This window comes from Microcoleus sp. Pol1C5 (assembly GCF_036701115.1).
Classification (GTDB): Bacteria; Cyanobacteriota; Cyanobacteriia; order Cyanobacteriales; family Microcoleaceae; genus Microcoleus.
Genome location: NZ_JAUBQE010000065.1, coordinates 1 through 24,102 on the forward strand (window position 1 = coordinate 1; position 24,102 = coordinate 24,102).

At 44.6% G+C, this 24,102-nt stretch carries 16 protein-coding genes, 1 pseudogene and 2 CRISPR repeat arrays; of the genes and pseudogenes, 8 read left to right on the plus strand and 9 right to left on the minus strand.

Features of this window, described 5'->3' with window-relative positions:
* Window positions 1-683 (plus strand): annotated as a pseudogene (locus QUA23_RS27015) (IS1 family transposase); the annotation flags it as partial.
* Window positions 684-1,105: 422 nt separating this feature from the next.
* Window positions 1,106-2,089 carry a tyrosine-type recombinase/integrase gene (locus QUA23_RS27020; protein WP_333078880.1) on the plus strand — a complete coding sequence of 328 codons (984 nt, stop codon included), beginning with the start codon at window positions 1,106-1,108 and terminating at the stop codon, window positions 2,087-2,089.
* Between the two features lie 116 nt (window positions 2,090-2,205).
* Window positions 2,206-2,540: direct repeats of the CRISPR family, unit length 36 nt; unit sequence GTTTCCATTCAATTAGTTTCCCCAACGAGTGGGGAG.
* A gap of 257 nt (window positions 2,541-2,797) precedes the next feature.
* Here the strand turns inward: QUA23_RS27020 and QUA23_RS27025 are convergent.
* Window positions 2,798-3,094 carry a hypothetical protein gene (locus QUA23_RS27025; protein ID WP_333078881.1) on the minus strand — a complete coding sequence of 99 codons (297 nt, stop codon included), beginning with the start codon at window positions 3,092-3,094 and terminating at the stop codon, window positions 2,798-2,800.
* Between the two features lie 3,192 nt (window positions 3,095-6,286).
* Between QUA23_RS27025 and QUA23_RS27030 the strand changes: the two genes are divergently transcribed.
* Entirely contained in the window at window positions 6,287-7,237 is a 951-nt protein-coding gene (locus tag QUA23_RS27030) for a hypothetical protein (protein WP_333078882.1), read from the plus strand.
* Window positions 7,238-7,311: 74 nt separating this feature from the next.
* Here the strand turns inward: QUA23_RS27030 and QUA23_RS27035 are convergent, their stop codons facing one another.
* Entirely contained in the window at window positions 7,312-7,446 is a 135-nt protein-coding gene (locus tag QUA23_RS27035; protein ID WP_333078883.1) for a hypothetical protein, read from the minus strand.
* A 78-nt stretch (window positions 7,447-7,524) separates the two neighbouring features.
* Here QUA23_RS27035 and QUA23_RS27040 point away from each other — a divergent pair, with 78 nt between their 5' ends.
* A complete protein-coding gene (locus QUA23_RS27040; protein WP_333078884.1) occupies window positions 7,525-7,713 on the plus strand; it encodes a hypothetical protein in 189 nt (62 codons plus the stop codon).
* Between the two features lie 692 nt (window positions 7,714-8,405).
* Here the strand turns inward: QUA23_RS27040 and QUA23_RS27045 are convergent.
* Complete coding sequence (locus QUA23_RS27045) at window positions 8,406-8,675, minus strand: ribbon-helix-helix protein, CopG family (protein ID WP_333078886.1); 270 nt, start codon at window positions 8,673-8,675, stop codon at window positions 8,406-8,408.
* Between the two features lie 523 nt (window positions 8,676-9,198).
* Between QUA23_RS27045 and QUA23_RS27050 the strand changes: the two genes are divergently transcribed.
* The 4 genes from QUA23_RS27050 (at window position 9,199) to QUA23_RS27065 (ending at window position 13,647) form a co-directional block, all read left to right on the plus strand.
* Window positions 9,199-11,217 carry a hypothetical protein gene (locus QUA23_RS27050; protein ID WP_333078887.1) on the plus strand — a complete coding sequence of 673 codons (2,019 nt, stop codon included), beginning with the start codon at window positions 9,199-9,201 and terminating at the stop codon, window positions 11,215-11,217.
* A gap of 543 nt (window positions 11,218-11,760) precedes the next feature.
* Window positions 11,761-12,408: an AAA family ATPase gene (locus tag QUA23_RS27055; protein ID WP_333078888.1), complete on the plus strand. Its 648-nt coding sequence runs from the start codon at window positions 11,761-11,763 to the stop codon at window positions 12,406-12,408.
* Window positions 12,405-12,863, plus strand: coding sequence for a hypothetical protein (locus tag QUA23_RS27060; RefSeq protein ID WP_333078889.1), 459 nt, complete (start codon window positions 12,405-12,407; stop codon window positions 12,861-12,863). The genes QUA23_RS27055 and QUA23_RS27060 overlap by 4 nt, the downstream gene beginning before the upstream one ends.
* Window positions 12,864-13,431: 568 nt before the next feature.
* Entirely contained in the window at window positions 13,432-13,647 is a 216-nt protein-coding gene (locus tag QUA23_RS27065) for a hypothetical protein (RefSeq protein ID WP_333078890.1), read from the plus strand.
* 1,027 nt (window positions 13,648-14,674) lie between these two features.
* A CRISPR array of direct repeats spans window positions 14,675-18,533; the repeat unit is 36 nt; unit sequence GTTTCCATTCAATTAGTTTCCCCAACGAGTGGGGAG.
* Between the two features lie 187 nt (window positions 18,534-18,720).
* Here the strand turns inward: QUA23_RS27065 and cas2 are convergent.
* The 6 genes from cas2 to QUA23_RS27095 form a co-directional block, all read right to left on the minus strand.
* Window positions 18,721-19,002 carry a CRISPR-associated endonuclease Cas2 gene (gene cas2, locus QUA23_RS27070; protein WP_333078891.1) on the minus strand — a complete coding sequence of 94 codons (282 nt, stop codon included), beginning with the start codon at window positions 19,000-19,002 and terminating at the stop codon, window positions 18,721-18,723.
* Window positions 19,003-19,005: 3 nt separating this feature from the next.
* Window positions 19,006-19,995 (minus strand): CRISPR-associated endonuclease Cas1, encoded by a 990-nt coding sequence (gene cas1, locus QUA23_RS27075; RefSeq protein ID WP_333078892.1) that lies wholly within the window; start codon window positions 19,993-19,995, stop codon window positions 19,006-19,008.
* Window positions 19,996-20,027: 32 nt separating this feature from the next.
* Window positions 20,028-20,312 carry a CRISPR-associated protein Csx18 gene (gene csx18 / locus QUA23_RS27080; protein ID WP_333078893.1) on the minus strand — a complete coding sequence of 95 codons (285 nt, stop codon included), beginning with the start codon at window positions 20,310-20,312 and terminating at the stop codon, window positions 20,028-20,030.
* A gap of 145 nt (window positions 20,313-20,457) precedes the next feature.
* Window positions 20,458-21,954 (minus strand): hypothetical protein, encoded by a 1,497-nt coding sequence (locus tag QUA23_RS27085; RefSeq protein WP_333078894.1) that lies wholly within the window; start codon window positions 21,952-21,954, stop codon window positions 20,458-20,460.
* A gap of 2 nt (window positions 21,955-21,956) precedes the next feature.
* Window positions 21,957-23,681 (minus strand): hypothetical protein, encoded by a 1,725-nt coding sequence (locus tag QUA23_RS27090; protein ID WP_333078895.1) that lies wholly within the window; start codon window positions 23,679-23,681, stop codon window positions 21,957-21,959.
* The gene (locus QUA23_RS27095) at window positions 23,674-24,102 is read right to left on the minus strand and encodes a hypothetical protein (RefSeq protein ID WP_333078896.1); all 429 of its coding nucleotides are present in this window, start codon (window positions 24,100-24,102) and stop codon (window positions 23,674-23,676) included. The genes QUA23_RS27090 and QUA23_RS27095 overlap by 8 nt, the downstream gene beginning before the upstream one ends.

The window sequence follows — 24,102 nt, forward strand, 5'->3', positions numbered from 1 at the left end:
TCAACCCATATCCGTAAAAACGGCAAGAAGAAAGGAAAACAGAATCACATTTGTGTCCAATGTGGTCGTCAATTCATCAATGAGTATGAGCCCCAGCGAGGTTATAGCGAGGCTATCAAACGTGATTGCCTAAAAATGTATGTCAATGGTATGGGTTTACGGGCGATAGAACGAGTTAAGGGTGTTCATCATACCACAGTAATAAATTGGGTAAAACAAGTCGGAAAACAGTTGCCAGATGTTTATGACCCTGAAGTCATTCCAGAAGTGGGTGAGCTCGATGAATTACAAAGTTATGTAAAAAAAAACAGACAAGATCTGGCTGTGGACAGCGGTTGACCACTTTAAACCAGGAATTTTAGGATGGGTATTAGGGGATCATAGCGCTAAGACATTTGAACCATTATGGGACAAAGTAAGTGCATGGAAATGCTATTTTTATGTAACTGATGGATGGTCTGTATATCCCATGTTTATTCCTGATGGGGATCAGATTATTAGCAAGACTTATATGACCCGAGTAGAAGGGGAAAATACCAGACTAAGACATTACGCAAGCCCGGCTACATCGTAAGACTCTTTGTTATTCTAAATGTGAGGAAATGCTCAAGCATTCTATTAAGTTATTAATACATTACTTGAAGTTTGACGATATTCCCATTCCTGGAGGATTCATACCTTAATTCAGCAACGCCAATTTCTTATCTATCGTCAGCGCGGCTGAATTTGACCAGTTTGAGTGGCTGGTAGTTCTCCGGCTCGAACCGTCCATCCAAAATCTAAAATCTAGATTGGCGGCTGTGTCCGTCGTTTAAAAATGATTATGACCGATTTGACTTCGCAGGGTGTTACCAAACTGGCAAGGTCTTTGTAACTGGAATCGAGGCGGTCGGGTTTGGTTTGACCCGGAGTTTGTAAATCACAAAGGCAGGTATGAGGCGATCTGGTTTGGTGTCTAAGGTATCAAAATGCCGCTCAATTTTGGCATTTAGGGAAGCTTCAAGGCGGGCTGTTGAAAGTTCAATTTTACTCATTTTACGGTATTGATAAGCTCACTTTTCAATACCACACGCCCCACACTCGATACCACACTCAATACCACACCATGACCACACTCACTATCACCCGCCCCAACCTGCTAACCTTCCCGACGCTGGACAATGACCCCGACGTGCTCGCGCAATTGCTGGCGGACAAGCGAAGCATCAACACCCGCCGCGCCTATGCCGGAGATGTGCGCGACTTCTTCCGCACGATGACCGGGCAACTGCCGACTAAATCCAATGTGACTGAATTCCTGCGACTGACCGAGCGCGAAGCTGTAGCGCTGGTGCTGAAGTGGAAAGCGGTAATGATGTCGGGCGAGGGTCGCAAGAAGCCACTGGCCGAAGCTACCATCAACCGCAGACTAGCAGCCATTAAGTCGCTGGTTACAATGGGGTTAAACTTGGGAGTTTGCGACTTTAACCTCGCAAGGATTAAAGGTGAAACCGTGCAGAAATACCGCGACACAACGGGCATTGACAAGGCAAGTTTCGAGCGGATTCTATCGACTTGTAAGCGCAAAACAGTCGCCGGGAAGCGCGACTATGCACTGCTACGGCTGTTGTGGGGCAACGCTTTGCGCCGGAACGAGGTAAGTCAATTGAGTCTCAAAGATTTCAATCTTGGGGCTGGCACTTTACAAATACTTGGAAAAGGTAAAGGTACGCAATATCAGTCAGTCGATGTCGGGCCGGCGACTGTTGCAGCAATCAAGGAATGGCTGGCAGTAAGGCCGGGAATTGCCGGAGAGAATGACCCGTTATTTGTTGCCCTGGACTTCGCAACCATCGGCCACCGCATCACTGGGGATGGTATCTACAAGTTGGTACAGCGCAAGTCGAAAGCGGCTGGCATTGAGAAGCAGATGAGCCCACACCGCATCAGGCACTCAGCCATCACCGCAGCACTGGACGCGACAGACGGGAACGTGAGAAAGGTGCAAAAACTCTCACGACACAAAAACCTAAACACGCTCATGATTTACGACGACAATCGGGGCCGCGACCAACACGAGGTCACGGAGCTGCTAGATGGGATGTTCTAAGCAATAAAAAACCCCCAGTAGTACACATTTTGGGGGAAGTCCAGTTTTAATAGTTGTCGAAACGTGCAATTGCTTACGGCGGCTGCAAAAGGTTATTGCGCGTTTTCTCTCACCTAGTTTCTATTCAATAGGTTTCCCCAACGAGGAGGGAGTTAGAGCAAAAGCTGGACACATTAATTCAACAGCATCCGCCGTGGTTTCCATTCAATTAGTTTCCCCAACGAGTGGGGAGAAATTTAGATAAATTCCGACAACAGTCAGATGACTCTCTTGTTTCCATTCAATTAGTTTCCCCAACGAGTGGGGAGCTGAATGCTGAAGGTTACTCCGCTGGCTTCGAGGGTTTCCATTCAATTAGTTTCCCCAACGAGTGGGGAGTAACGGAATGTAGCGTAGCGGTAGCGCAACCCACAAGTTTCCATTCAATTAGTTTCCCCAACGAGTGGGGAGAGTTCGTCTCAGAGACTATACCCAGAGCGGGATTCAGCCGTCAAATCGACGCACCGCTAAAATATAGCACAAGTAAACGAGAAGAATCATCGAACTATAAGCCTCAAACTCAATCCCTGCAAAGCATCGACACACCTCAACCAAACCGTAAGGGTTATAGGAACCAAGCGAGGTGTGTCGATATTGGCTAGATTAGCCTCTCAAACTCAATACAAAAATGCTGCCTTCGGCATATTTCTACGAGTAGAATCTCTCTCACTACTCTGCTTCAGATTTAGGTTCCTTCGGTTTTTTCTCAAAGACTTGGATATTTGGGTCGGATAGCACAAAACCATTAGAGGTTGACTCGCCCATCTTGCCACCGATAGCAGCAACCCACATGGGATAGTTTGCAGCAGCATCCTCAAGCTTCTTCCATATTTTGGGCTTAACACTAACAGACACTACCCGACCGTCACAATCAAGCTCAAAGGTTTTCCAGTTGTCTTTGTTAGTCTGTACGTTGGTAGGGAGTTCGTTAATTTTGATGATGAGTTCGAGCTTGCCAGTTGTCATAGGGACTTTCGTTGGTTTTCCGGTACTTTATCAGCTTTGTATATTTTCCAGCCTAGGGGTTGAAACCGCTACAGCTTCATCTAGGTCAGGAAATCTCCATTTTCTGAACCACAGCTTAAAAAGCCCCAAACTGCAAGTGTTCGGGGCTGTTCTGGTTTGGATGATTGTCGCCGGAGGCGAACGCAAACAGGCTATCGCTCACCTTCCCTTACTCAGTTTTTACTCAATTAGTTTCCCCAACGAGTGAGGAGTTTGCAGAAGAGTTTATCGAAGCTGCCCAAGATACGTGCGCCTTTCCATTCAATTAGTTTCCCCAACGAGTGGGGAGTAATACTTCTCGCGCTACCGTTTCAATAATTAATACTGAGAGGTTTCCATTCAATTAGTTTCCCCAACGAGTGGGGAGTTTAAATAAGTCATGAATCAAACCCCAATTGTACTTGGCGAACTTACAGAACTGTTTCCATTCAATTAGTTTCCCCAACGAGTGAGGAGTCTAAAATAAACCCAATTCCCTATCAAACCATTGTTAAGTTTCCATTCAATTAGTTTCCCCAATGAGTAGGGAGAAGGCAGCAATGGCAGCAACCAGCATTCACGCTTTCATGTTTCCATTCAATTAGTTTCCCCAACAAGTGGGGAGACGCCGTAACCCGGGGTCACTGGGAAGCCAAGAGCGATTGCTAGTTTCCATTCAATTAGTTTCCCCAATGAGTGGGGAGTTAGAGCAAAAGCTCGACATATTAATTCAACAGCATCCGCCGTAGTTTCCATTCAATTAGTCTCCCCAACGAGTGGGGACTCTACTCATGATGAAACTTTTAGGAATAGAACTAAACCCGTTTCCATTCAATTAGTGTCCCCAACGAGTAGGGACACTAGAGAGGAAAGAGATAAAGCACGGGAAGAAATCAAGTTTCCATTCAATTAGTTTCCCCAACGAGTGGGGAGAAAAAAGCTGGTTGCCGGGTAACAATTCGCCTCTGGTTTCCATTCAAGTAGTTTCCCCAACGAGTGGGGAGCTCAGTCGAAACAAGTAAAGCTGCCTACGGTCTTTACCTAGCCTACCACGCAAAAATCGGAACGTTTCCATTCAATTAGTTTCCCCAACGAGTGGGGAGAAAATCCGAGGCAATCCGAATCAAAGAAATTACCAAGTTTCCATTCAATTAATTTCCCCAACGAGGGGGAGTCAACAGCCACAGACTCGCGTGACACACGCGGATCAGATTGATATAGAGTTTCCATTCAATTAGTTTCCCCAACGAGTGGGGAGATTAACTAACAAGGCTTAGACCTAATCAAGAAATTTGAGGGCTGGTTTCCATTCAATTAGTTTCCCCAACGAGTGGGGAGCATGATGGATCAGGATATTGTAGCAAAACCCTCAAACCCTAACTTTCCATTCAATTAGTTTCCCCAACGAGTAGGGAGTATTATTCCTGAGGATGCTTGCTGGTATTGGGAAAATCAAAAGTTTCCATTCAATTAGTTTCCCCAACGAGTGGGGAGCAAACTGTCCATCAATACGGTTGTCGGTCAAATCCTCAATGAGTTTCCATTCAATTAGTTTCCCCAACGAGTGGGGAGTTTTGTCAAGGACATGAATGTCAAGGGCATCAAGGAGTTTCCATTCAATTAGTTTCCCCAACGAGTGGGGAGAGTTAACAGCGAAAAACTAGCCGGTGATCGATTTATATACGTGTTTCCATTCAATTAGTTTCTCCAACGAGTGGGGAGTCAAAACTGATTGCAGCTCGATCAGTTTTGAAGAGGTGATGTTTCCATTCAATTAGTTTCCCCAACAAGTGGGGAGCGTGCGATCGGCGTAGCGGGCGAGTGCGGAAATGGTTTCGGGCGCATGGATCGAACAAATCGCGTTTCCATTCAATTAGTTTCCCCAACGAGTGGGGAGAGCAAAATCCACTTTTTATCGGGCGCTCAAACGCCTCGAAAGCTTGTTTCCATTCAATTAGTTTCCCCAAGGAGTGGGGAGGGTAAGGAAAACCCCTAAACCGATCAAGCTTGAAAATGAGTTTCCATTCAATTAGTTTCCCCAATGAGTGGGGAGTCCTCTATGATACACCCAAGACAGTAAAGGTATCTAGAGGTCATTTGCGAAGCTCAGGTATTTTTTGTAAAAGTTAAACCTGTGTCCGCTCAAAATAACCCCTGAAATTATTGCTCAGTAATGCTGCGAGGCTCACAACGGAAAAATGTCGTTTGAGTTAATTTACTGTCAGCCTCGCAGTATTAGCTAAATAATCACTTTAATGAGAATCAGAGGTATTTTCGAGACTAGGGCGTGGAAACACTGCCACTATGTCAGGATATGGCTGTTTCCTGACTTGACCGCAGGAGTCCTAGCTCTATGCCCAAAAAGCGTGTTTTTTTGGTATAGACGCTAAATTGCGATCTATAGTTGTAGCGACCTGCAATACTAAACGCTCAAACCTGCAATCAAAACATTTCTGAACCAGCATTAGCTGCAACTATAATTGTGCTTCAGCTAGGATTAATTGCAACTGAGCCAGGATTAATTGCGACGCCCGACTGCAATCATCGGTTTCAGCCAGGATTACCTGCAACTGACAGATGTCCAAGTAATGAAACTCGTTGCGCTCGCACGATATGTTGCCGATTATATGTTTACCGGGTTTCGTTACCAAACTTAAGGCCGGAACAGGCAGAAATTGGGGAGTGGTTGCGATAGTAAAGAAAAGGAGCGTTTTCTTTACTATCAGTTGCGGTTGATTCTGATGGGACGTGACAAGAGTGACCGCGACGAAAGACCCAGACGATTGCGTCGGACGCAATTGATTAGGTTGCTTATGGCTGAATTGGCGGGCGTGAGGTTATTTGATGTGACCAGCGATTTTAGTTGCAAATAATCCTGGTCGTAGTAGATGATTGCAGTCGGGCGTTGCAGTTAATCCTAGCTCAGTTGCAGTTAATCCTGGCTGAACTTTAATTTCAGTTGCAAATAATCCTGGCTCAGAAATGGTTTGATTGCAGGTTTGAGCGTTTAGTATTGCAGGTCGCTACAGCTACCTGCTCAAAAATTCAAGCTAGACAAGGAAGCTCGAATAAAATTCATTGCTTATAACAATCAGTGCGAACGTGAACGGATTAATCATCCCAAACAGGGGATTGTGAGCCATGCTTGGCAAAGCTCCTGAGAAAGTTGGAAAAGTGGCAACTATCCTACATTGCATTGATAGCGCATTCAGGGGTGTCGAGATTCCTGAAATCATTTCTGTTGAAACCGTACGAGCTGCTATCAAGTGGGTTGGATACACTACAAGCCAAGCTTTGAGCATAAATCTAGAACTTTGCGACTCGACAGCGCTTGCCCCTAATTTGGACAAAATTATTTCTTTAGCAAAAAGGAGGGAAGGGACAGTTAGTGCTCGCGACGCTCAAAACAGTTTCGACCACAAGCTCAAGATTACGTCTCAACAAGTAAAAGAATGGTTTACCCAACTTGAGGCAATGAAGTATGGGAAAGTGACCACAGTCAAAAAATCTGTGTTATTTACTCTGGCTACGGACAATGACGCTACTGTAGTCAACTGTAGTCATACTGTAGATAAAGAGAAACTACAGTTAGAATCCTTACAGGGTAAGGTTTTAACACCTACTGTAGTCACTGTAGTCACTGATTTGCCACCTTCGGAAAAATCAGACAATCAATTAGTGGATTTACAAAATCAATCTTCAACTACACCTACAGTAACTACAGTAGGCTCAAACTTAGAGGCAGAAGGGATGGAGGCTGACTACAGTACGCAAAAACCTTTGACTACAGTAACTACAGTCAGCGCACAACCGGAGCGGTCGGTAACTAATTCGCGAGCGGCAGAGCCGATCGTACTTGCGGACAATCCACTAGAACCAGACCCTCCGCAATCAGAGACGGAGCCAGCAACACCTACCACTGGTGCAAAATCTGAGATAAAGAAAGGTGACAGAGTAGTTATCGCTCGGAGTGACGACTCTCGTTATCGTGGGGTGAAGGGCGAAGTAATTACCGACTGCTATGGGGCAAAAGGCCTAGAGTTCTACATCCGCTTTGACAAGAAAATTAGCAATATCTTGCATCATTATTTCCCCGCCACCGACGTGATGAGGGAACCATGTTAGAAACCCAGCAACAGTCCTGATCGCCCGTACCGATCGACACTGACACCTATGCTGAGTGTCTGCATTTTGTCCGATCAGCCATTGCCGCCGCCGATCGCACAACCACCTACCAAATCGCAGCAGTCCTCAAAGATTGCTGCCAAAACGGATATGCCGATCCAGCCACTATCTGGCACGACCTTACCGATATCGAATGTTAGCAATTTCAATCACCGCTGGCCCTACCCCCGATCATCGGCGAGTTTGCCCAGAGAATCCGAGAGGCGATCGGCTACCAGTCACCGGCCGTGGCCACAGCCATCGAGGGAGATTTGAGTGGTACGATCGACGCCGAAAAACTCACCTTGACTGAGGTTGCGACGATCGTCGGCGCGGCTGAATTTGCAGAGTTCGAGCGGCTCTGGCGAGTTGTCCCCGTTTTGCCTCGAAATCAAACTGATCTAGTGCTAACGGGACTTAGACAAATTTGGAGCTAAAATCAGGCTCTATCCCGCTCTGGCAAATCGATTTAGGTCGAGGGGGCTAAATGAGGCTCAAACCCAGTCACAGCAAGAAAAAGCATAAATCTACCTTAAACTCTTACTGTGGCTGGATTTTAGCCTTTTTTCCGGCTATATTTTGTCTAAGTCCCGCTAAGCTGATCCACCAAAACTTACCTCCGTAATGGTTGGGAAGTGGCTCGCTCGGCTTGATATAGGCATCAACAACTAGCGATATACATCGAGAATATGCTCATAGAAGCCTGGGAACACGCTTACCCCCGATCACCTGTTGCGCCATTGCACCCGATGGAGTCACAATTGTGGCCGGCGACGCATTCGGCCGCGTATATTTCCTACGGCTAAAAGAGATAGAGTCACTAACATAATTTCTTACGCGATTGTTGGCGAGGTGCAATTTGCGGGGTTCAAGCGACTTGCCGATAGTGGCCCGCGCTTTGTTCTTGAATTAGCTTTGCCAGTTTAATGTTGAGCAGATCGAGCAGCAGCAATTTCAGCCACTACTGGCGTCGCAGCCGACAATTTAAAATCTAAAATTCGTGACTTTGCTTGCAATCTAAACAGGCGATCGGCTTAATGTGGTAGCTCGGATCGCTCATAATTACTCTTTATAAACTTTTCTCCAAAACTACACAAATTCAAATTCGCTCGGCGCAGCACACCTTATTTTATTCAGTCTTTTTGTCAATAATTTTCTTTGCTTGTGTAGGCGTAATATTCCTCAACAACTGCTCAATAACTTGGCTGCGCGAATCTTCAACCATTAATGCCAACTCTGCGAGTTTTTTAATCGCAGTGGGAGTCAGAGTAAGGGATATTGGTTGCTTCTTTTCGTCATAAAGAATTGGTACATTACGGAGGCACTGCTGCCCCGGATGCGCTTGCTTTATTGAATATTTTGGTCGCTCACTATTTTGCTTTTTTTTTGGTTTTTTCATTTCCTCAAATCCTTGCTAATAAACCTATTTGTTTATAGGCATAAACAAATATTGTATTTTTTTGAAATTATTAAGGAGTCAAATCCTTTATATAACCACTTAATTTGGAAAGACAGCAAAAGCTATACTCGTTAGCTTACATAATTTTTGTTTATACGTATAAACGCTGTAAAAAACGAGGTTAGATAGCTATCTAACTTTTACTATCTAACTTTTTCAGAAAGAGCTGTCTGTGGCAAATCTATGAAAGTCAATCAGAGAGAGTGTTTTTTCGTCATCATTAGCCAGGATTAGTGGGCTCGCACCTCATTCTTCGCCGTCCATACCAAAGTCGGGCAGCCCCCAACAACCAGGATAAAGTTATATAATATATATAAGACTTTATCATCTGCAAACCTTACGCCATAACACAGGAGTTCATATGAACAAACGAAAACGCAAAACAGGTCAAGACGCATCCTATAAAATTCTCCCTCATCTCGGTCATAGAGTTATCACTAATTCTAACCCAATTCCCACTCCTGTGGATGAGAAAGAATTACCAGAAGCGCCGCCCCAGAACTTACGAGAGTTCTGCCAGAAGTTTTTAAGAGAACTAGAGTCTAAGTCTCCTAAGTACATCGCGATGACTTACACGGTCATAATGCGCGTAATCGCTCCATATTTAGGTGGGCCAGTTCCTCTGAAGGAGCGAGCTACCGCAGAGGAAAGGGCAAATGCGATATCTTTTCTCAAACAACGACCGCTTTCCGATCTAAAAATTGTGTTGCAGAATGCGGAACATTTCTTTGACGAGCAAGGTTGGGAAAAAACTGACAAGCGAAAACAGCTCAAGTTTCACCTGAATAATATGGTAAAATTTGCCACTTCGCGAAAGTGGCTCCAATCAGACCCGGAAAACCTTGAACTTATTTACCGCTTTAAGGAAGGACACGGCAGTAGGATTCGTGAGGATATGAAAGATTTCGATGCCGGATTGCGAACATCTAGCGAAACTGTATTCCTTGGACATTTTGACTCAGATTTTGTCGCTATTCCTAAAGATCAAGTTACCAAAATTTGGCTGAATCGGCGATGGATTTTATCTCCGGTTGGTTTATCCATGCTGCTGGTTGCATTTGCTCAAGTGGAGCCAAATTGGTATTTAGCCAATCCCGAATTTGACCGAGAAATTATGGACTTCGCTGAGTTCCTGGAGAAAAAGCTAAAACTTAAGCATCCAACATTGGAAGCAGATGTACAACACGTCTTTCGATTACTTGGCTGGATGTGTCGGAAGAAGGAGGAGAAGCTCAGTTTAGCGGAGGTGAGGTTAGCCAAAGTTGTGCCTTTTATTCAAATGAAGTTCAAGCTTACCGAGTGCTTGGACGACCCAAAGTTGCAAGCTCACATGGTACAGATGTACAAAGCAGGAGTGGCCCTTGAGACATCTGAGGAACTGGGTAAAGAAGCTGGTGACTTAATCGAGGGATACGTGGAGTGGGGAAATTTGAGTCATGCGTCGGTAGTTCAGAACTACAACGCCATTATTAACCTTGCCAAATTCACTTATTATCGTCAGGTCAGCTCAGAGGATTTGAAGAGTCGAGATGCTTTTGATAAAATTCCGTTAATTAATATTCTCAAAGCTCGTCGTCGAGTTCATGATAGAGAGGATCGAACCGAAGCTAAAACAACAACTGAGAAGCTCTCTCTTGTTGTCCCTTATCCTCAAATTATAGAGGTTTTAGAAAAAGCTCGCTTTGAAGCAACTCTTGAGGTGAAATGTTATGAACGAAGTAGCCGTTACAGGCGTGGACGACCTAAAATCGACAAGGTTCCCCGGAAGGATACAGGGATTGCTAAGTCTTTTCAGAGATTTATTATTGTGGCTCTGATGGTTTCCTGTCCTCCGCGACGACCCAAGGAATATTATGAGGCAGAAATCGGTAAAAGTTTGGTCAAGGGCGGATTTCAAGATGGGTTGTTTGTCCCAGTAGAAAAGATGAAAAACCCTAAAGAGGCTCAATATTATCTCTGGCCTGAAGACTACAAAACCATGAAAACCTACGGAGAACTTGCCATTCCTCTAACCAATTTCACTTTCCCCGATGGCACCCGATTTTATGACTATCTCGAAATGTGGATTAATAAGTGGCGTAAGATTTTGGTTAAAGAGCAAAAACATAATTTTCTCTTTCTCCAAGATAAAAGGGGAAAACTTCTGAGCTCATCAACTTTTGGAAAAAAAGTTAAACATATTTTTTGGCGATTTGCCCAAATTCCCATGTCTCCTCACAAGTTGCGTCACTCGTTTGAAACCTACAGTCAAGAGATTGGTCAGTCAGAAGCAGAGAAGCAAGCTTCAGTTTTAGCAATGGGACACAGCCCTGCAACTAAAAGGAAATACTACGACTTACGCGACAAGATTAAAATCATGCAACCAGCTCTCGATTTTAACCAGCGCATTGTTGAAAAAGGACTCAGGAGCTTTGACCGGAGCAAATTGGTTGAGGGGATGATCGATCTTGATGATGATGATGAGGAGGACGAAGAAGAATAATCTATTAGCCCCAAGCGATGCTTGGGGCTTTTTTGTTAGGGGATGTTTTAAAAGTGGAATCGAAACATATCCATTACCCAGCACTTAACCTCATTTCCTCGATAGCTCCCATCCCTCAAAATCGTATGTAAGTGATTCGCGTGGCCTCCGAGGGTGAACTTGTTTGAGGACTTTTTTGGCTCCAGCACGTTCTGGAAGCGATCGCCTACCCCCGATAACCTGGCCTTATTGTCGCTACTCCTGCATTTGCTCGTCTTCCCTCCTCTGCCAGCTTACAACGTCGTGCCACAAGTGCTTCTCAGTCATTACCCCAATTTTTGTTTCAGTATTTCAGTAATGCAGTAATGAATGCAGTAATTACTTAAATCAGGTAAAAGTTGTCAGGTTGGAGAAGTGGGTTAACAGCAACAGCAGGGCTACCCAAAAGGAGTTGCTCGACTCCGAGAGTAATGCAACCCTGTTTTAGCAGCAGATGCCAACGCAAGTGCTATAGTTACTGTATTGAGTATTCCAGTAATGCAGTAAGTAATGCAGTAAGTAAGTATGGCAGCAATAATTGCTTTCGTAAATCAGAAGGGTGGATGCGCCAAAAGCACGACAGCGGTACATTACGCCCATTGGCTCGTGCAGCAGAACAAGCAAGTTTTGATAGTAGATGCTGATGCTCAGCGCTCTAGTTCTCAGTGGTGCAGCAAGATGGATTCACCCCTTCCGTGCCAAGTAATCCAAAGCCCCGATGATTTGTTGGAGCAATTGGGTGACTTAGCAGCTACCGTTGACTACCTCGTAGTGGATGGCCCTGCCGGGTTGAGTGAGGCGACCAGGGCAATCTTGATGAGAGCTGACTTAGCGGTGGTGCCAGTTCAACCGAGCGGTATCGATATACAATCAGCGGCCGATGTAGTGAGACTGATCAAACAAGCGCAATCGGTGAGACTTGGCCCGCCCCAAGCGGTAATGTTTCTCAGCCGCGCGGTGAAGGGGACAAAGCTCAAAACCGAAGCAATGGAGCTGCTGGGGAAACTTGCGCCCACCATCAAAGTGCTTAAATCGGTCGTTCACCAAAAACAAGTGATTGCTGATTCTTCGGGTCAAGCAGCGACTGTATGGGATTTGGGCGGTCAACCTGCCAAAGATTCTGGTAAAGAGTACGGCCGACTTTTCAAGGAAATCATGGGAGTGTTGAAATGAGTACCAAGAAACGCAAACCGCTGGGCAGCGCGATGGAAGAGTTTGTTTTCGGTACAAAAGAAAAGGAAGCTGCATCGCCAACACCACCAGAAATTGTATCGCCAGCAGCAACGCCCACAGCATCGCCACCACCACCAGAAATTGTATCGCCAGTCGCAACACCACCGCAGCCGGAAGTATCTGCACCAGAAACAGTTTCCATTCAATCAAAGGAGCCTAGTTTAATGAGCAAACTGCAAGCACCCGACAAAGAAGCGACTTCCATTCAATCAAAGGAGCCTAGTTTAATGAGCAAACTGCAAGCACCCGACAAAGAAGCGACGGTCAGATTTACCGTGGATATGTCCGAAACTCTGCACCGCAAGCTGTCGATGCTGGCAGCCAGGACGGGGCGCAAGAAAGTGGATATTGTGCGGATGCTGTTGGAGGATGGGCTTAAGGAGGTTGAGGGTTAGGGAGTCTCTTGATATTGGGCGATCGCTGTACTCGGAAGGTGGCGATCGCTTTTTCATGTTAGTGGGGCTTACAACTTTTAGGACAAAACAAAGCTCCTATTGGCTCTATATGCAGCTTAGACGGCTATATTTTCTTGCAGCCAGCGCACAAGCTGTGCGTGTATCAATAAAAGAGAGTGACGAGCTCCCTTGAATTAGGTTCAAGGCGATCTGAGACGATCTTATGAGTCAATAACCCTGTCAATAATTCGCTATCTTTTTTGAGCTCCAGGGGCTTCAATGTTTTTACTCTCAAGATTTCAGAGGCGTTGTCACCTCATCAACTTTTCGGGGGCAAAGGTCAATTGTGAAGTTAACCAGCAGTATCCTTCTGGCTGGCTTCTATAAGAAGAATCAGAATACCGCTCTCTCTCGATCGCTCATAATGGAATGAAGCGAGCAAAGTTTATGGCCGTTGAATTTGGGTAAGCGCTCGCATTTAGCAAGAACAGCAGTACATCGCCCGTGTCGGTGTAATATTTTTGCTTCGATTCAATTTACCAAAGCTATCAAAGTCAAGGAGATCGGCATGGAATGTCCAGGGTGCAAGGGACTCAAAATCGTTCACGTCCGAGCTGTTCCGGGTGTCCACCAGCAATATGATGTGGAATGCCCCGTTTGCGATGGAACTGGAGAGCTTCCAGACACCGCTGAATTCCCAAACCATTGCCCTGCTTGTGGCGAACCTGTCCGCGCTGGGGAGACGTGGTGCGATCGCCATAAACCAGCAGAGCAACTTGAGTAAGGATTGAACCTAGATAAGTGTCAATAGAGAAGGTTTACAGCCAATTCCAGGTGTATAAAGTACAGCAGCAGCAGGTTGTAAACCTATTTTTTAGTGCTTATAATTGACCAAACAAGCGGGGATATACCAAGGAAAATATTACCCCTTTACCGTAGATATGTCTGAAACTCTACATCCTAAACTGTTGATGTTGGCAGCAAAGACGGGGCGCAAGAAAGTGGATATTGGGCGATCGCTGTAATCGGAAGGTGGCGATCGCTCGGAGGAACTGACTGGGTTAAGAAACAGAAGTTTTCCCAACGAGTGGGGAGCTTCCAATAAAAACCTGGTATCTCTTGAACTTTGACGATCGCCCGTTTCCATTTAATTAGCGTTAACTTCCGTGGCTGCGATCGGTTGTTTCCATTCCACCAGTTTAAAAAGATTTAGGTTTGCAGAATTCTGAGATTGTCAAAACAGCGAACGATTGGATTTTGGTGACTCCAAAATAAGCGAGCGTGTCTGCCCCAATTATTGTAGAGGTGAGTTTCACCAATCCTCTCTGTCAGAAACCAACAATATAATAAACCCGCCCCGATTATGGGGCTTTTTTTTTGTTTTTTAATTCTTCGCAATTCGGATTAATTGCAGAAATTTGAGTTGTAAAAGTTTGTCTTTAGAGTTTTCCAGAGGTTGAAAACTTAGAGCTTTTGGCACTAGAGAAGGCTCTGATTTTGTAATTTCTGTTTGCGGTGTCGTGTGAAGTCGAAGCCTCCTTCGATTCCGCATTAATAGAAGACTTCGACACACTTTGTCTTAGCTATGTATTTCTAGCAAGTGACAAGTTAACTTGCTAGACAGTGCCGTAACCCTTCGGCTGGGGGATAGGACGATGCCTTAAGGACGTTTACTCTATGCGGTAGAGGCGTCCCCTAAAGGCATCCCCCCAAATTTAGGCTATTAGAAATCGAGTCTTTTGTCAACAGCTATTTATGGTTGCCCTTAAACTGTCGCATTAATAGAAGACTTCCACGATTTTTGTTTTAGCGTTTCCATTCAATTAGTTTCCCCAACGAGTGGGGAGAAATCCTAGCAAAATTTACAGGCTGGGGCGCGATCGCCGAGTTTCCACTCAATTAGTTTCCCCAACGAGTGGGGAGCGGATGTATTCTGGCAATGGTTATGTACTGAGAATTTTTTCGAGTTTCCATTCAATTAGTTTCCCCAACGAGTGGGGAGACAACTATGCAGATTAACCAAGAGGGCTTAGACCTAATCAAGGTTTCCATTCAATTAGTTTCCCCAACGAGTGGGGAGGTGATCCTGATTATCCTTTAGGTACACTACTCAAAGGTTTCCATTCAATTAGTTTCCCCAACGAGTGGGGAGTCTGGACAAACTTCATGCTTATTTACTACCTCTAGTAGGGGATGGGTTTCCATTCAATTAGTTTCCCCAACGAGTGGGGAGCATGAATATAACACTAAAACTCCCCAATTCGCAACAGTTTCCATTCAATTAGTTTCCCCAACGAGTGGGGAGCTTAGCAGAACAAGGAGAAGATGGTGAATATTACAATAGACCGTTTCCATTCAATTAGTTTCCCCAACGAGTGGGGAGGGAAAAAGGAAGTACACAATTAAAAAAGATCATTACGTTGCCATTCAATTAGTTTCCCCCACGAGTGGGGAGACAACTCCGACTCGGATTATGTAAGTTTTCTACTTGTTTCCATTCAATTAGTTTTCCCAACGAGTGGGGAGACAGGATATCTTGAGAAGAATTATCGACTCTTTTACAAAGTTTCCATTCAATTAGTTCCCCCAACGAGTGGGGAGATAGATATCAAGACTTTTGGTGGCAGCAACGAGTCAGACGTTTCCATTCAATTAGTTTACCCAACGAGTGGGGAGTTATCAAGAGTTATTTGAGGAGTATTGTAAGCCGATCTGCAAGTTTCCATTCAATTAGTTTCCCCAACGAGTGGGGAGTTTAATCTTTAGTGGGATGACTGACGGTTTTAAGTTTCCATTCAATTAGTTTCCCCAACGAGTGGGGAGTCTGCGACTGAGGCGACCGAGGTTGCAGCATCTGAGACAATCACCTCAAGTTTCCATTCAATTAGTTTCCCCAACGAGTGGGGAGTTTTTAGCGCAGCAGGGCCGGGTGGCGGCGACAACTTGAGTTTCCATTCAATTAGTTTCCCCAACGAGTGGGGAGTACGCCTCACTTTACGGCGACCGGAGGCAGCGGGCAACCTGGTTTCCATTCAATTAGTTTCCCCAACGAGTGGTGAGACAACCGCGACATGATGCGGACGGGTGATCTAGAAGTGGTTGGAGTTTCCATTCAATTAGTTTCCCCAACGAGTGGGGAGTAAGTCAGTCTTAGAGTTTAGTAAATCCCTTATAGTTTCCATTCAATTAGTTTCCCCAACGAGTGGGGAGTGATACTGACCAAAATTTTCTAGCACTTGGGTCAAGTTTCCATTCAATTAGTTTCCCCAACGAGTGGGGAGGTCGCGGTAGAAAACTTACGCTCGTCAATTGCCCGAAAGGGATAAGGTTTCCATTCAATTAGTTTCCCCAACGAGTGGGGAGAAAAAAGATGACGACGGTCTGGAAGAAGCTTGGCAGACTAATTTGTTTCCATTCAATTAGTTTCCCCAACGAGTGGGGAGAGTACGGCGACGACTACGACAAGCTATTCTGTGATGAACTAGAGTTTCCATTCAATTAGTTTCCCCAACGAGTGGGGAGAAGACACAGTTATTCTAGCCGATGGAAGGCTTGTAAAACTAACTGGAACGTTTCCATTCAATTAGTTTCCCCAACGAGTGGGGAGATTCCCCCGCACTGCAAAGCCAGATAATTTCATGTCCTCAATGGTTAAAGAAGGTTTCCATTCAATTAGTTTCCCCAACGAGTGGGGAGATTATACTCAAAGCAGAGAGCATCATGAATATTACGTTTCCATTCAATTAGTTTCCCCAACGAGTGGGGAGACTAGATTCTAAGTTAATTAAACCAGAACTACTCATTATGTTTCCATTCAATTAGTTTCCCCAACGAGTGGGGAGGAGGATAAACAATGGGCGGAAGTTCTCACTAATCGAGTTTCCATTCAATTAGTTTCCCCAACGAGTGGGGAGAGGCGTATGATGTGCTTACGAAATTTCTAAGTTATATGTTTCCATTCAATTAGTTTCCCCAACGAGTGGGGAGAGGAACTGTAGCAGGTACTACAGCGACAAGCGAGTTTCCATTCAATTAGTTTCCCCAACGAGTGGGGAGCTATTTCCAAAATAAGCGATCAGTACACGGCAATTCACCTGTCGAAAGTTTCCATTCAATTAGTTACCCCAACGAGTGGGGAGCCTTGACGGCGGTTTTGAGACTAAGAAATTCTATGGTTTCCATTCAATTAGTTTCCCCAACGAGTGGGGAGTCATTCGCGGATTTTGAGCCATCAGACAATGACGAATTAAGTTTCCATTCAATTAGTTTCCCCAACGAGTGGGGAGTTGTCAGAGCGTATAAAAGCTTTGTACTCTGGACTTCTCGCCATATGTTTCCATTCAATTAGTTTCCCCAACGAGTGGGGAGCAAAAATTGCACACGCAAAGCTAATTGACATACAAGGAGTTTCCATTCAATTAGTTTCCCCAACGAGTGGGGAGTAACTCTACTCATTACCTCTAAGTATCGGCTAACAAGTTTCCATTCAATTAGTTTCCCCAACGAGTGGGGAGTGAACAAGATGCGGTCGCGAGACGGCATTCTTTACGAAGCTGGGTTTCCATTCAATTAGTTTCCCCAACGAGTGGGGAGGCGATAGCTCAATGGATACAGATCATCGTGGCTTCTGGGGTTACGGAAGCCGTTTCCATTCAATTAGTTTCCCCAACGAGTGGGGAGCAGACGGTTTGCTAACAAAACAAGGAGTTCCGATAGGGTTTCCATTCAATTAGTTTCCCCAACGAGTGGGGAGCTGATACTGGAAGTTTAAGTTTGCGTCTTCCATCAGGTGAATTTCCATTTAATTAGTTTCCCCAACGAGTGGGGAGAAGCGATCGAACCCGGGCGTCTCTCATTTGGGAAAGCCCAACCTGCGATGTTTCCATTCAATTAGTTTCCCCAACGAGTGGGGAGAAGACTGGGAAATCTCAGTCTGTTTGATGCCAGACGATCGCCTGTTTCCATTCAATTAGTTTCCCCAACGAGTGGGGAGAAAACTATAGAAATTATTGTTATGGACAGATCGGGGATGTTTCCATTCAATTAGTTTCCCCAACGAGTGGGGAGGTTGAAATTAAGTCTCTAGAGACATTAACGCATTTGTTTCCATTCAATTAGTTTCCCCAACGAGTGGGGAGTCGGATCAATCGAGGTTCGACTGGTTCCGATGCTATCTAATGTTTCCATTCAATTAGTTTCCCCAACGAGTGGGGAGAGCATATTGACCGCCGAAGAAGTTATCGCAATTGTGTTAAGTTTCCATTCAATTAGTTTCCCCAACGAGTGGGGAGACCAAACAAGATACTTCAGATCTAGTTAATCGTAGAGGGTTTCCATTCAATTAGTTTCCCCAACGAGTGGGGAGCCTTAAGACTCAATTCCAATACTCTAGCTTTAGTTGTTTCCATTCAATTAGTTTCCCCAACGAGTGGGGAGCTGGCGGTGAATCTTCCGGTTCCGATTGAAAATGTGCAGGCAGGTTTCCATTCAATTAGTTTCCCCAACGAGTGGGGAGCCTAGCGGCTTTCCCGCTAGTAGCTTCCGTGTTGGAAGTTTTAAGTTTCCATTCAATTAGTTTCCCCAACGAGTGGGGAGCTCAACAATGAAGAAACAGAGGAGTCAACAGCAGAATAATTTTCCATTCAATTAGTTTCCCCAACGAGTGGGGAGCCCTCTATGATACACCCAAGACAGCGCAAGGTGTCTACAGGCAGTTTGCGAGGCTCAGGTATTTTTTGTGAAACTTAAACCTGTGTTCGCTCAAAATAATCCCTGAAACCCTTACCCAGTAATGCTGCGAGGCTCAGGACGGAAAAAGGTCGTTTGAGTGAATTTACTGCCAGCCTCGCAGCATTAGCTAAATAATCACTGACCCCGGTGCTTTTGTCACCGGCGCTCCCACTCCCAAAACCTCCACCTGTCCCAAAGTATGGCGCGATACCGGATAAAACCGGATGCTATCCTCTTCGAGATTTACCTTTTGCTCAACTCGCGATCGTAATTCATCAAACTTAGCTCGACTGAGTACGCACTCAAAAGCGCTATACTGTACCCAAGTCCCGTAACCTTCCAACAAATCATGCACTTTAGAGCGCCGTTTGGTGTCGGGAATATCGTAAATCACCACGTAGAAAAGCACGGCTTAGCGAATTTGGTAAGGTTGGTAAAGCTCCGTTGGTTTATAAACAAACTGTTTGTAGGCTTTGATTTGTTGATTCAGTAAATCCCACTTTGGTTGTTTGCCAGAATCAGTTTCAATTTCTTCCTCCATGCGTTCTAAAAAAGCTTTGAGGTACTTCCGCCTGCCAGCATCATTTAAGAAACACCCCCCGTTACTGTAGACAAAATCGTTGCCAGAATCCACAAATCGGCGGTTCACTAAATAGGTAACTAACGAATCAATAATCGGTGCCCGAAATTCCTCAATCAAATCCGAAGCCAAAGCCGCATGGCGTTCCGTTCCTTGATGCAAACAAGCCGAATAAGGGTCTAAACCTTGCAATTCGATCAAACTCAACAAATGATTCCAGAGAACTTGATAGCCAAAACTAAGCATAGCATTAACCGGATTACCCGGAGGGCGGCGCGACCGGCCAACAAACACAAAATCAGGATTGCTCAAACACTCTTCAAAAGCCGAAAAATACTGAGCTGCACCGGCACCTTCCATCCCCATCAACTTCTCAATAGTTTCAGCTTCCCCAGCTTTTTTGATTAAATGTTCCAAACACTGAATCGCAAAAACAATCGCATCAGAAGCTTGTCGGCGCTGTTGCCGCATCAGGATAACGCGACTGTTTTTCAGCTTAGCTTGCACGATACGTCTGGCAACCTGCAAGCGTTCTGCAAAACACAACTGTTGCTGGTAGCGAGAAAGTTGGCGGTAGCCGCGTTCGATGGGAAGAATCCGCCCGTAACAGTAACCCATGCGCGAAAGATAAGCAATGGGAATATTCCGCCACAGACAAGTTCTAATTGCTTGAGTTGTGACTTGAGATTGACCAAAAATCAGCAGTTGTTCAAGGAGAGGAAGCTGAATTTCACCGAGTACAGATTCGCCTTTTTTGATGACCAGCATTTCTTGGTGCAGGGAAACGTAACAACCGGGCTGAGAAACGTAGACGGTACGCATAAGCAATAAACCCGCCACTGCAAAATTGTTGGTTATCTGTCTAAATTTTGGGAATCACGGCGCGGGCTAATTTGCGACGATGCTGGGAGAGATTCTAAGGAGGTTTGGAGTTCTTGGGTGCGAGAAGGTGGGAGATAGCGAACAATTTGGTCAGCGAGCGCGGATGCAAAAAAAGTAGCTACTGTGACAAGGAATGTATTAGAAATTACGGCAGCTAATCCCAAGGGTGCGATTAGGAGAATTATGAGAGTGATAGTGCCGTTGACGGCTGCGAGGGAAAAGTTGCGGATTGTAGATGTGCGAGATGTGATGTACATATTTGTGCTATTTTGTGTTGAATATGGGTGGTAACGTTTGGTTGTCGATGCACGCTGAAGGTAAAAATTTTAGTTAAGTCCCTTAATCCGCCGGGGGTTTAAAACCTGGCAGAGCGGTGAATCTGTTGCATATAGATAGCCGGTTTTACTTTTGCAGTTCGTAATGTGCGATCGCATCTACCAATTCATCATGCACTTTCACCATCAGACTCGCCGACTTTAACGAAACAAACTTTTGCTGCGAAACAAAATTCAAACAGCCTAAAACCCTAGCTTCCCATTGTTCTCGATTGTCAGTATTCCAAGCTTTAAAAACATCATTTTCCTGCAACCCACGCAAGGAATGAAAAGTCACATTTCTTTCCTCTATGGTATTGCCAGCAACTACTTGGATATCTACATTTTGCTCCCATTGATTCTTTGGATAAGACGCTTCGAGTAAAGTAAACAGTGATTTTCCAAATAAACCCACATTATTGTACCTATCACTTCTATTTGCATTAAACCAATACCGTAAATTCTGAGGCAAATTTACATCATGGATATATGCTGTATTTGGTTGCTTGGGATTAGAGTATTGAATTTGTGGCTTATACTTATCTAATGCCCATTTTTTAATCAATCCTTCCACAGACCGAAAACTGTGAAATAGAGCCTCAACCGTGTTACCCTGTCTTAAACGAATTACACCTAAATAAGCAGCTTCATAAGCCATCCACCACCACTGATTTGAACGCTCCTTTGCAACATCTCCCCTAGCCTCACCAAAGTCTTCAAAATTAGCAAAATTCCACTTTTTAGCCATTGCCAACAAGTCGCGAATTTCCAGCAATAGCGGATCGGAAGCATCTTTCCAGTAAAGTTTTAAAATGCGCTCTACTCCCAAGTAGTCATAACGACTTAATAGCGCTTTTGCTTCTTGAACCTGCATCCCCTGTAAATAAGTAGAACTTTCTATGAAATCACCCTTCTCTGCTAGCTTTTCTTCATACTCATTGCTAACCAAAAACTTAACTTTTTTGCCAAACTTTGCTAAACAATCAAATTGAACAGCCGAAGAAATAGCTGGAGTTCCCGCTTGATGACTGACATAGAAGTTTGCACTTTTATCTAAATCTAAAGTTGACAAAGCTTGCTGAACCAGAAACAGTGCTTTATTCCAATTATCTAATCCCTCATCTTTAGATTTTGGTTTTAATTCCAAGTAATCAATTGATTGAACTTGAGGAAACTTTCTCTCAAAATATTGCTCAAATATCGGCTTGAGAGTGCAAGTATCCTGCCAATATGGGCTTTTGTCTATATTCCTGTCTTCGTTATCAAAAACTACTTCCTGATTAGTCAAAATCACAATTATTCGGTCAGGATTTGTTTTACCTTTCTCTAAAAGCTTGGCAGAAAAAGCATCTAGCAGCGGAAAGTGCAAATCCTTATAATAATCTGTTAACTGCGTTCCATAAACCATCCCCAGCGCTCTCGCTGGTACGATAAATGGTTCGTTCTCATCAGTATTCGGCGGTTGTGTAGGTGCAAAACGGCGATCGTATAATTGACTTCTCACCTTTTTAAACAAAGTCCCCCAATTGTCATCAGTTTTGAGCTTGACATCGCTGCTACCAGTAGTCACAATCCAGATATTCATAATTATTCCTCAGTTGGCCAAAGTTTTATAAAGTCGCTCTGATTCTGTAAAAACTCAAGGAAATCTTGAGTCTGGTCTGATTTATCTGGAAAAATGGTCAAAAGTTCTACATACTCTTGCCTTTTTTGCCTCAATTCTCCGTCTCTAGTTGTCAGATAGCGGGGATACATCCGGTGCCAAATGCGACCAATTTTATTTAGTTTTCCCGTCAAATCGCTTTGCTTAATAAACTGATTTTTTGAGTACGACCCGTGAAAGAATTTAATTGCTTCGCTGCTGTTTTTGTCCTCTGCAATTCTTCCCCAAACTTCTACTTTATCAGGATGCCAAACTTCGCGCCAATCATTAGCGTGACGGCTTGGTTCTAAATTATTAACTGTTAACCATTCTATTGCCCTCTGCTGACCCTCTGCCAGGAATTTAGTAATATTTTTGAGGTCATCACTAGCAGCGGTGACGTACAAATTTTTTGAACTTTCATTAAACTTCCAGTGGCAGCCGATCGCAGGTTTGTCATTTTTCTTGAAATACTCTGGGAAAAATAGGCTATGATCGGCTCGCCGCCACGACTTGCCAAAACCTCCAAGCAAGAGAGAAAATTTAATTAAATAAGTGACAAACTTTTTTAACTCCTTCAGCGGATACACATTATTTAAATTCAGAATGTCGAGCCTTCCTGCCTGTAAATCGTAGGTAGGCATGACCACCGGATTCCTCCCCGGATAATATTTGTGTTCACCAAAATCAAGTTCCTCAGTAGTAAAATTAATCCCCAACTGCCCAATAATTGCCCCTGTATCATCGCCTCTTTCACCAATTCCTCCCCAAAGTTTCTTCGTTAACAGTTGCGTTGTATTAACGTCCGTGACCCCAGCCAACAACCGCAAAGTATGACCCCGCAGGGCAGCTTTAAACATATTGTGCCGAAATTCTGGGGTTTTATTCAGCAGTTGGGACGTTAACCCGCAGCCGCTTAAATTGACAGAAAGTAAGATGGGATCGGCACTTTTTACCTCTGCCATGCGACCGTAGCCTGCACTTACCCTAGAACCAATTCCGTGTCCTACAGCTTTTTCCCAAATTTGCCAAATTTCGTCCCATTCTTGTTTTTCAAGGTGCTTGTGGCTGGAAATGCCAAATTGTAATTTACACTGATAAAGCGAGATTTGCACGTTAGCGCTAGTGACAGCATTTTCCATCACTTGGCGCTTTTGCTGAGAGTGAACGACATCGACTAAACGCTCTTTTTCTCCCCAAGACATATCAGCGGGGAAGCCACCGTGAAAGCGTAAAATTCCCGGTTTGGTAGTGCGCTGTCCGTCCTCTACAACTTCTCCTCCACAATATTTTTGTCGCTTTTCTGGAGGACACGATCGCCAAAAAGCGCCTTTCATGCTAGAACCAGGGTAAAATGGCAAACCTTTGGCGCCAATTATGGGTCGAATTATGTCTTCATCTTGTCCGCTGTTTGTAACTAAACGCCAGCTAATTGTGTATGGTTTTATTTCCACTCCTTGCCCGAATTCAGGCATTTTTACGGGTGATTTAGTTCGACCTCGTTTGTAGAGGGGAACGCTTTCATCGGCGCTTTCGGGAACGGGAGGACAGCATTCTAACCATTGTTTCACCCACTCAGAAGCGGGGGCAGCATCGCCGGCGTACTGAATTTTGCCCCTTCCTTCCAATTGAGAGCGAAACATCAAAGGAACGCGATCGCTATCACTCATCTTCTTCACCTCCATTATTGCCATTACTCTTAGTGGGTTTATAACGCTGAGTCCACCAAACCATACTGTCACAAAGTTGAGTCAGCACAGCTATAGCTACTTTACGCTGTTCTACAGGAAAATCCCACAACTTATTTGCCATGATTTTAATGGCTGCTGTATCATCAGAACTGACATTATCATTGGGAATTTTAACGCCCGCATTTTCCATGATTTTTACTAGCGCTTTCCAAGTATCCCGCCAATAATCAGCCTTATCTTTGTCCTTGACTAACCGAAACTGTTCTCCCCAAAATCGCTCTAAACCATAAGCAACTGCAACGCGCATTTTGTAGGCTTGATTAGGAGCATCTTTTTTGTCGCGGTATTTGACAACTAAATCGTGAGCCTCTTGGTCTAATCTGTAAGATTCCCAAGCCAT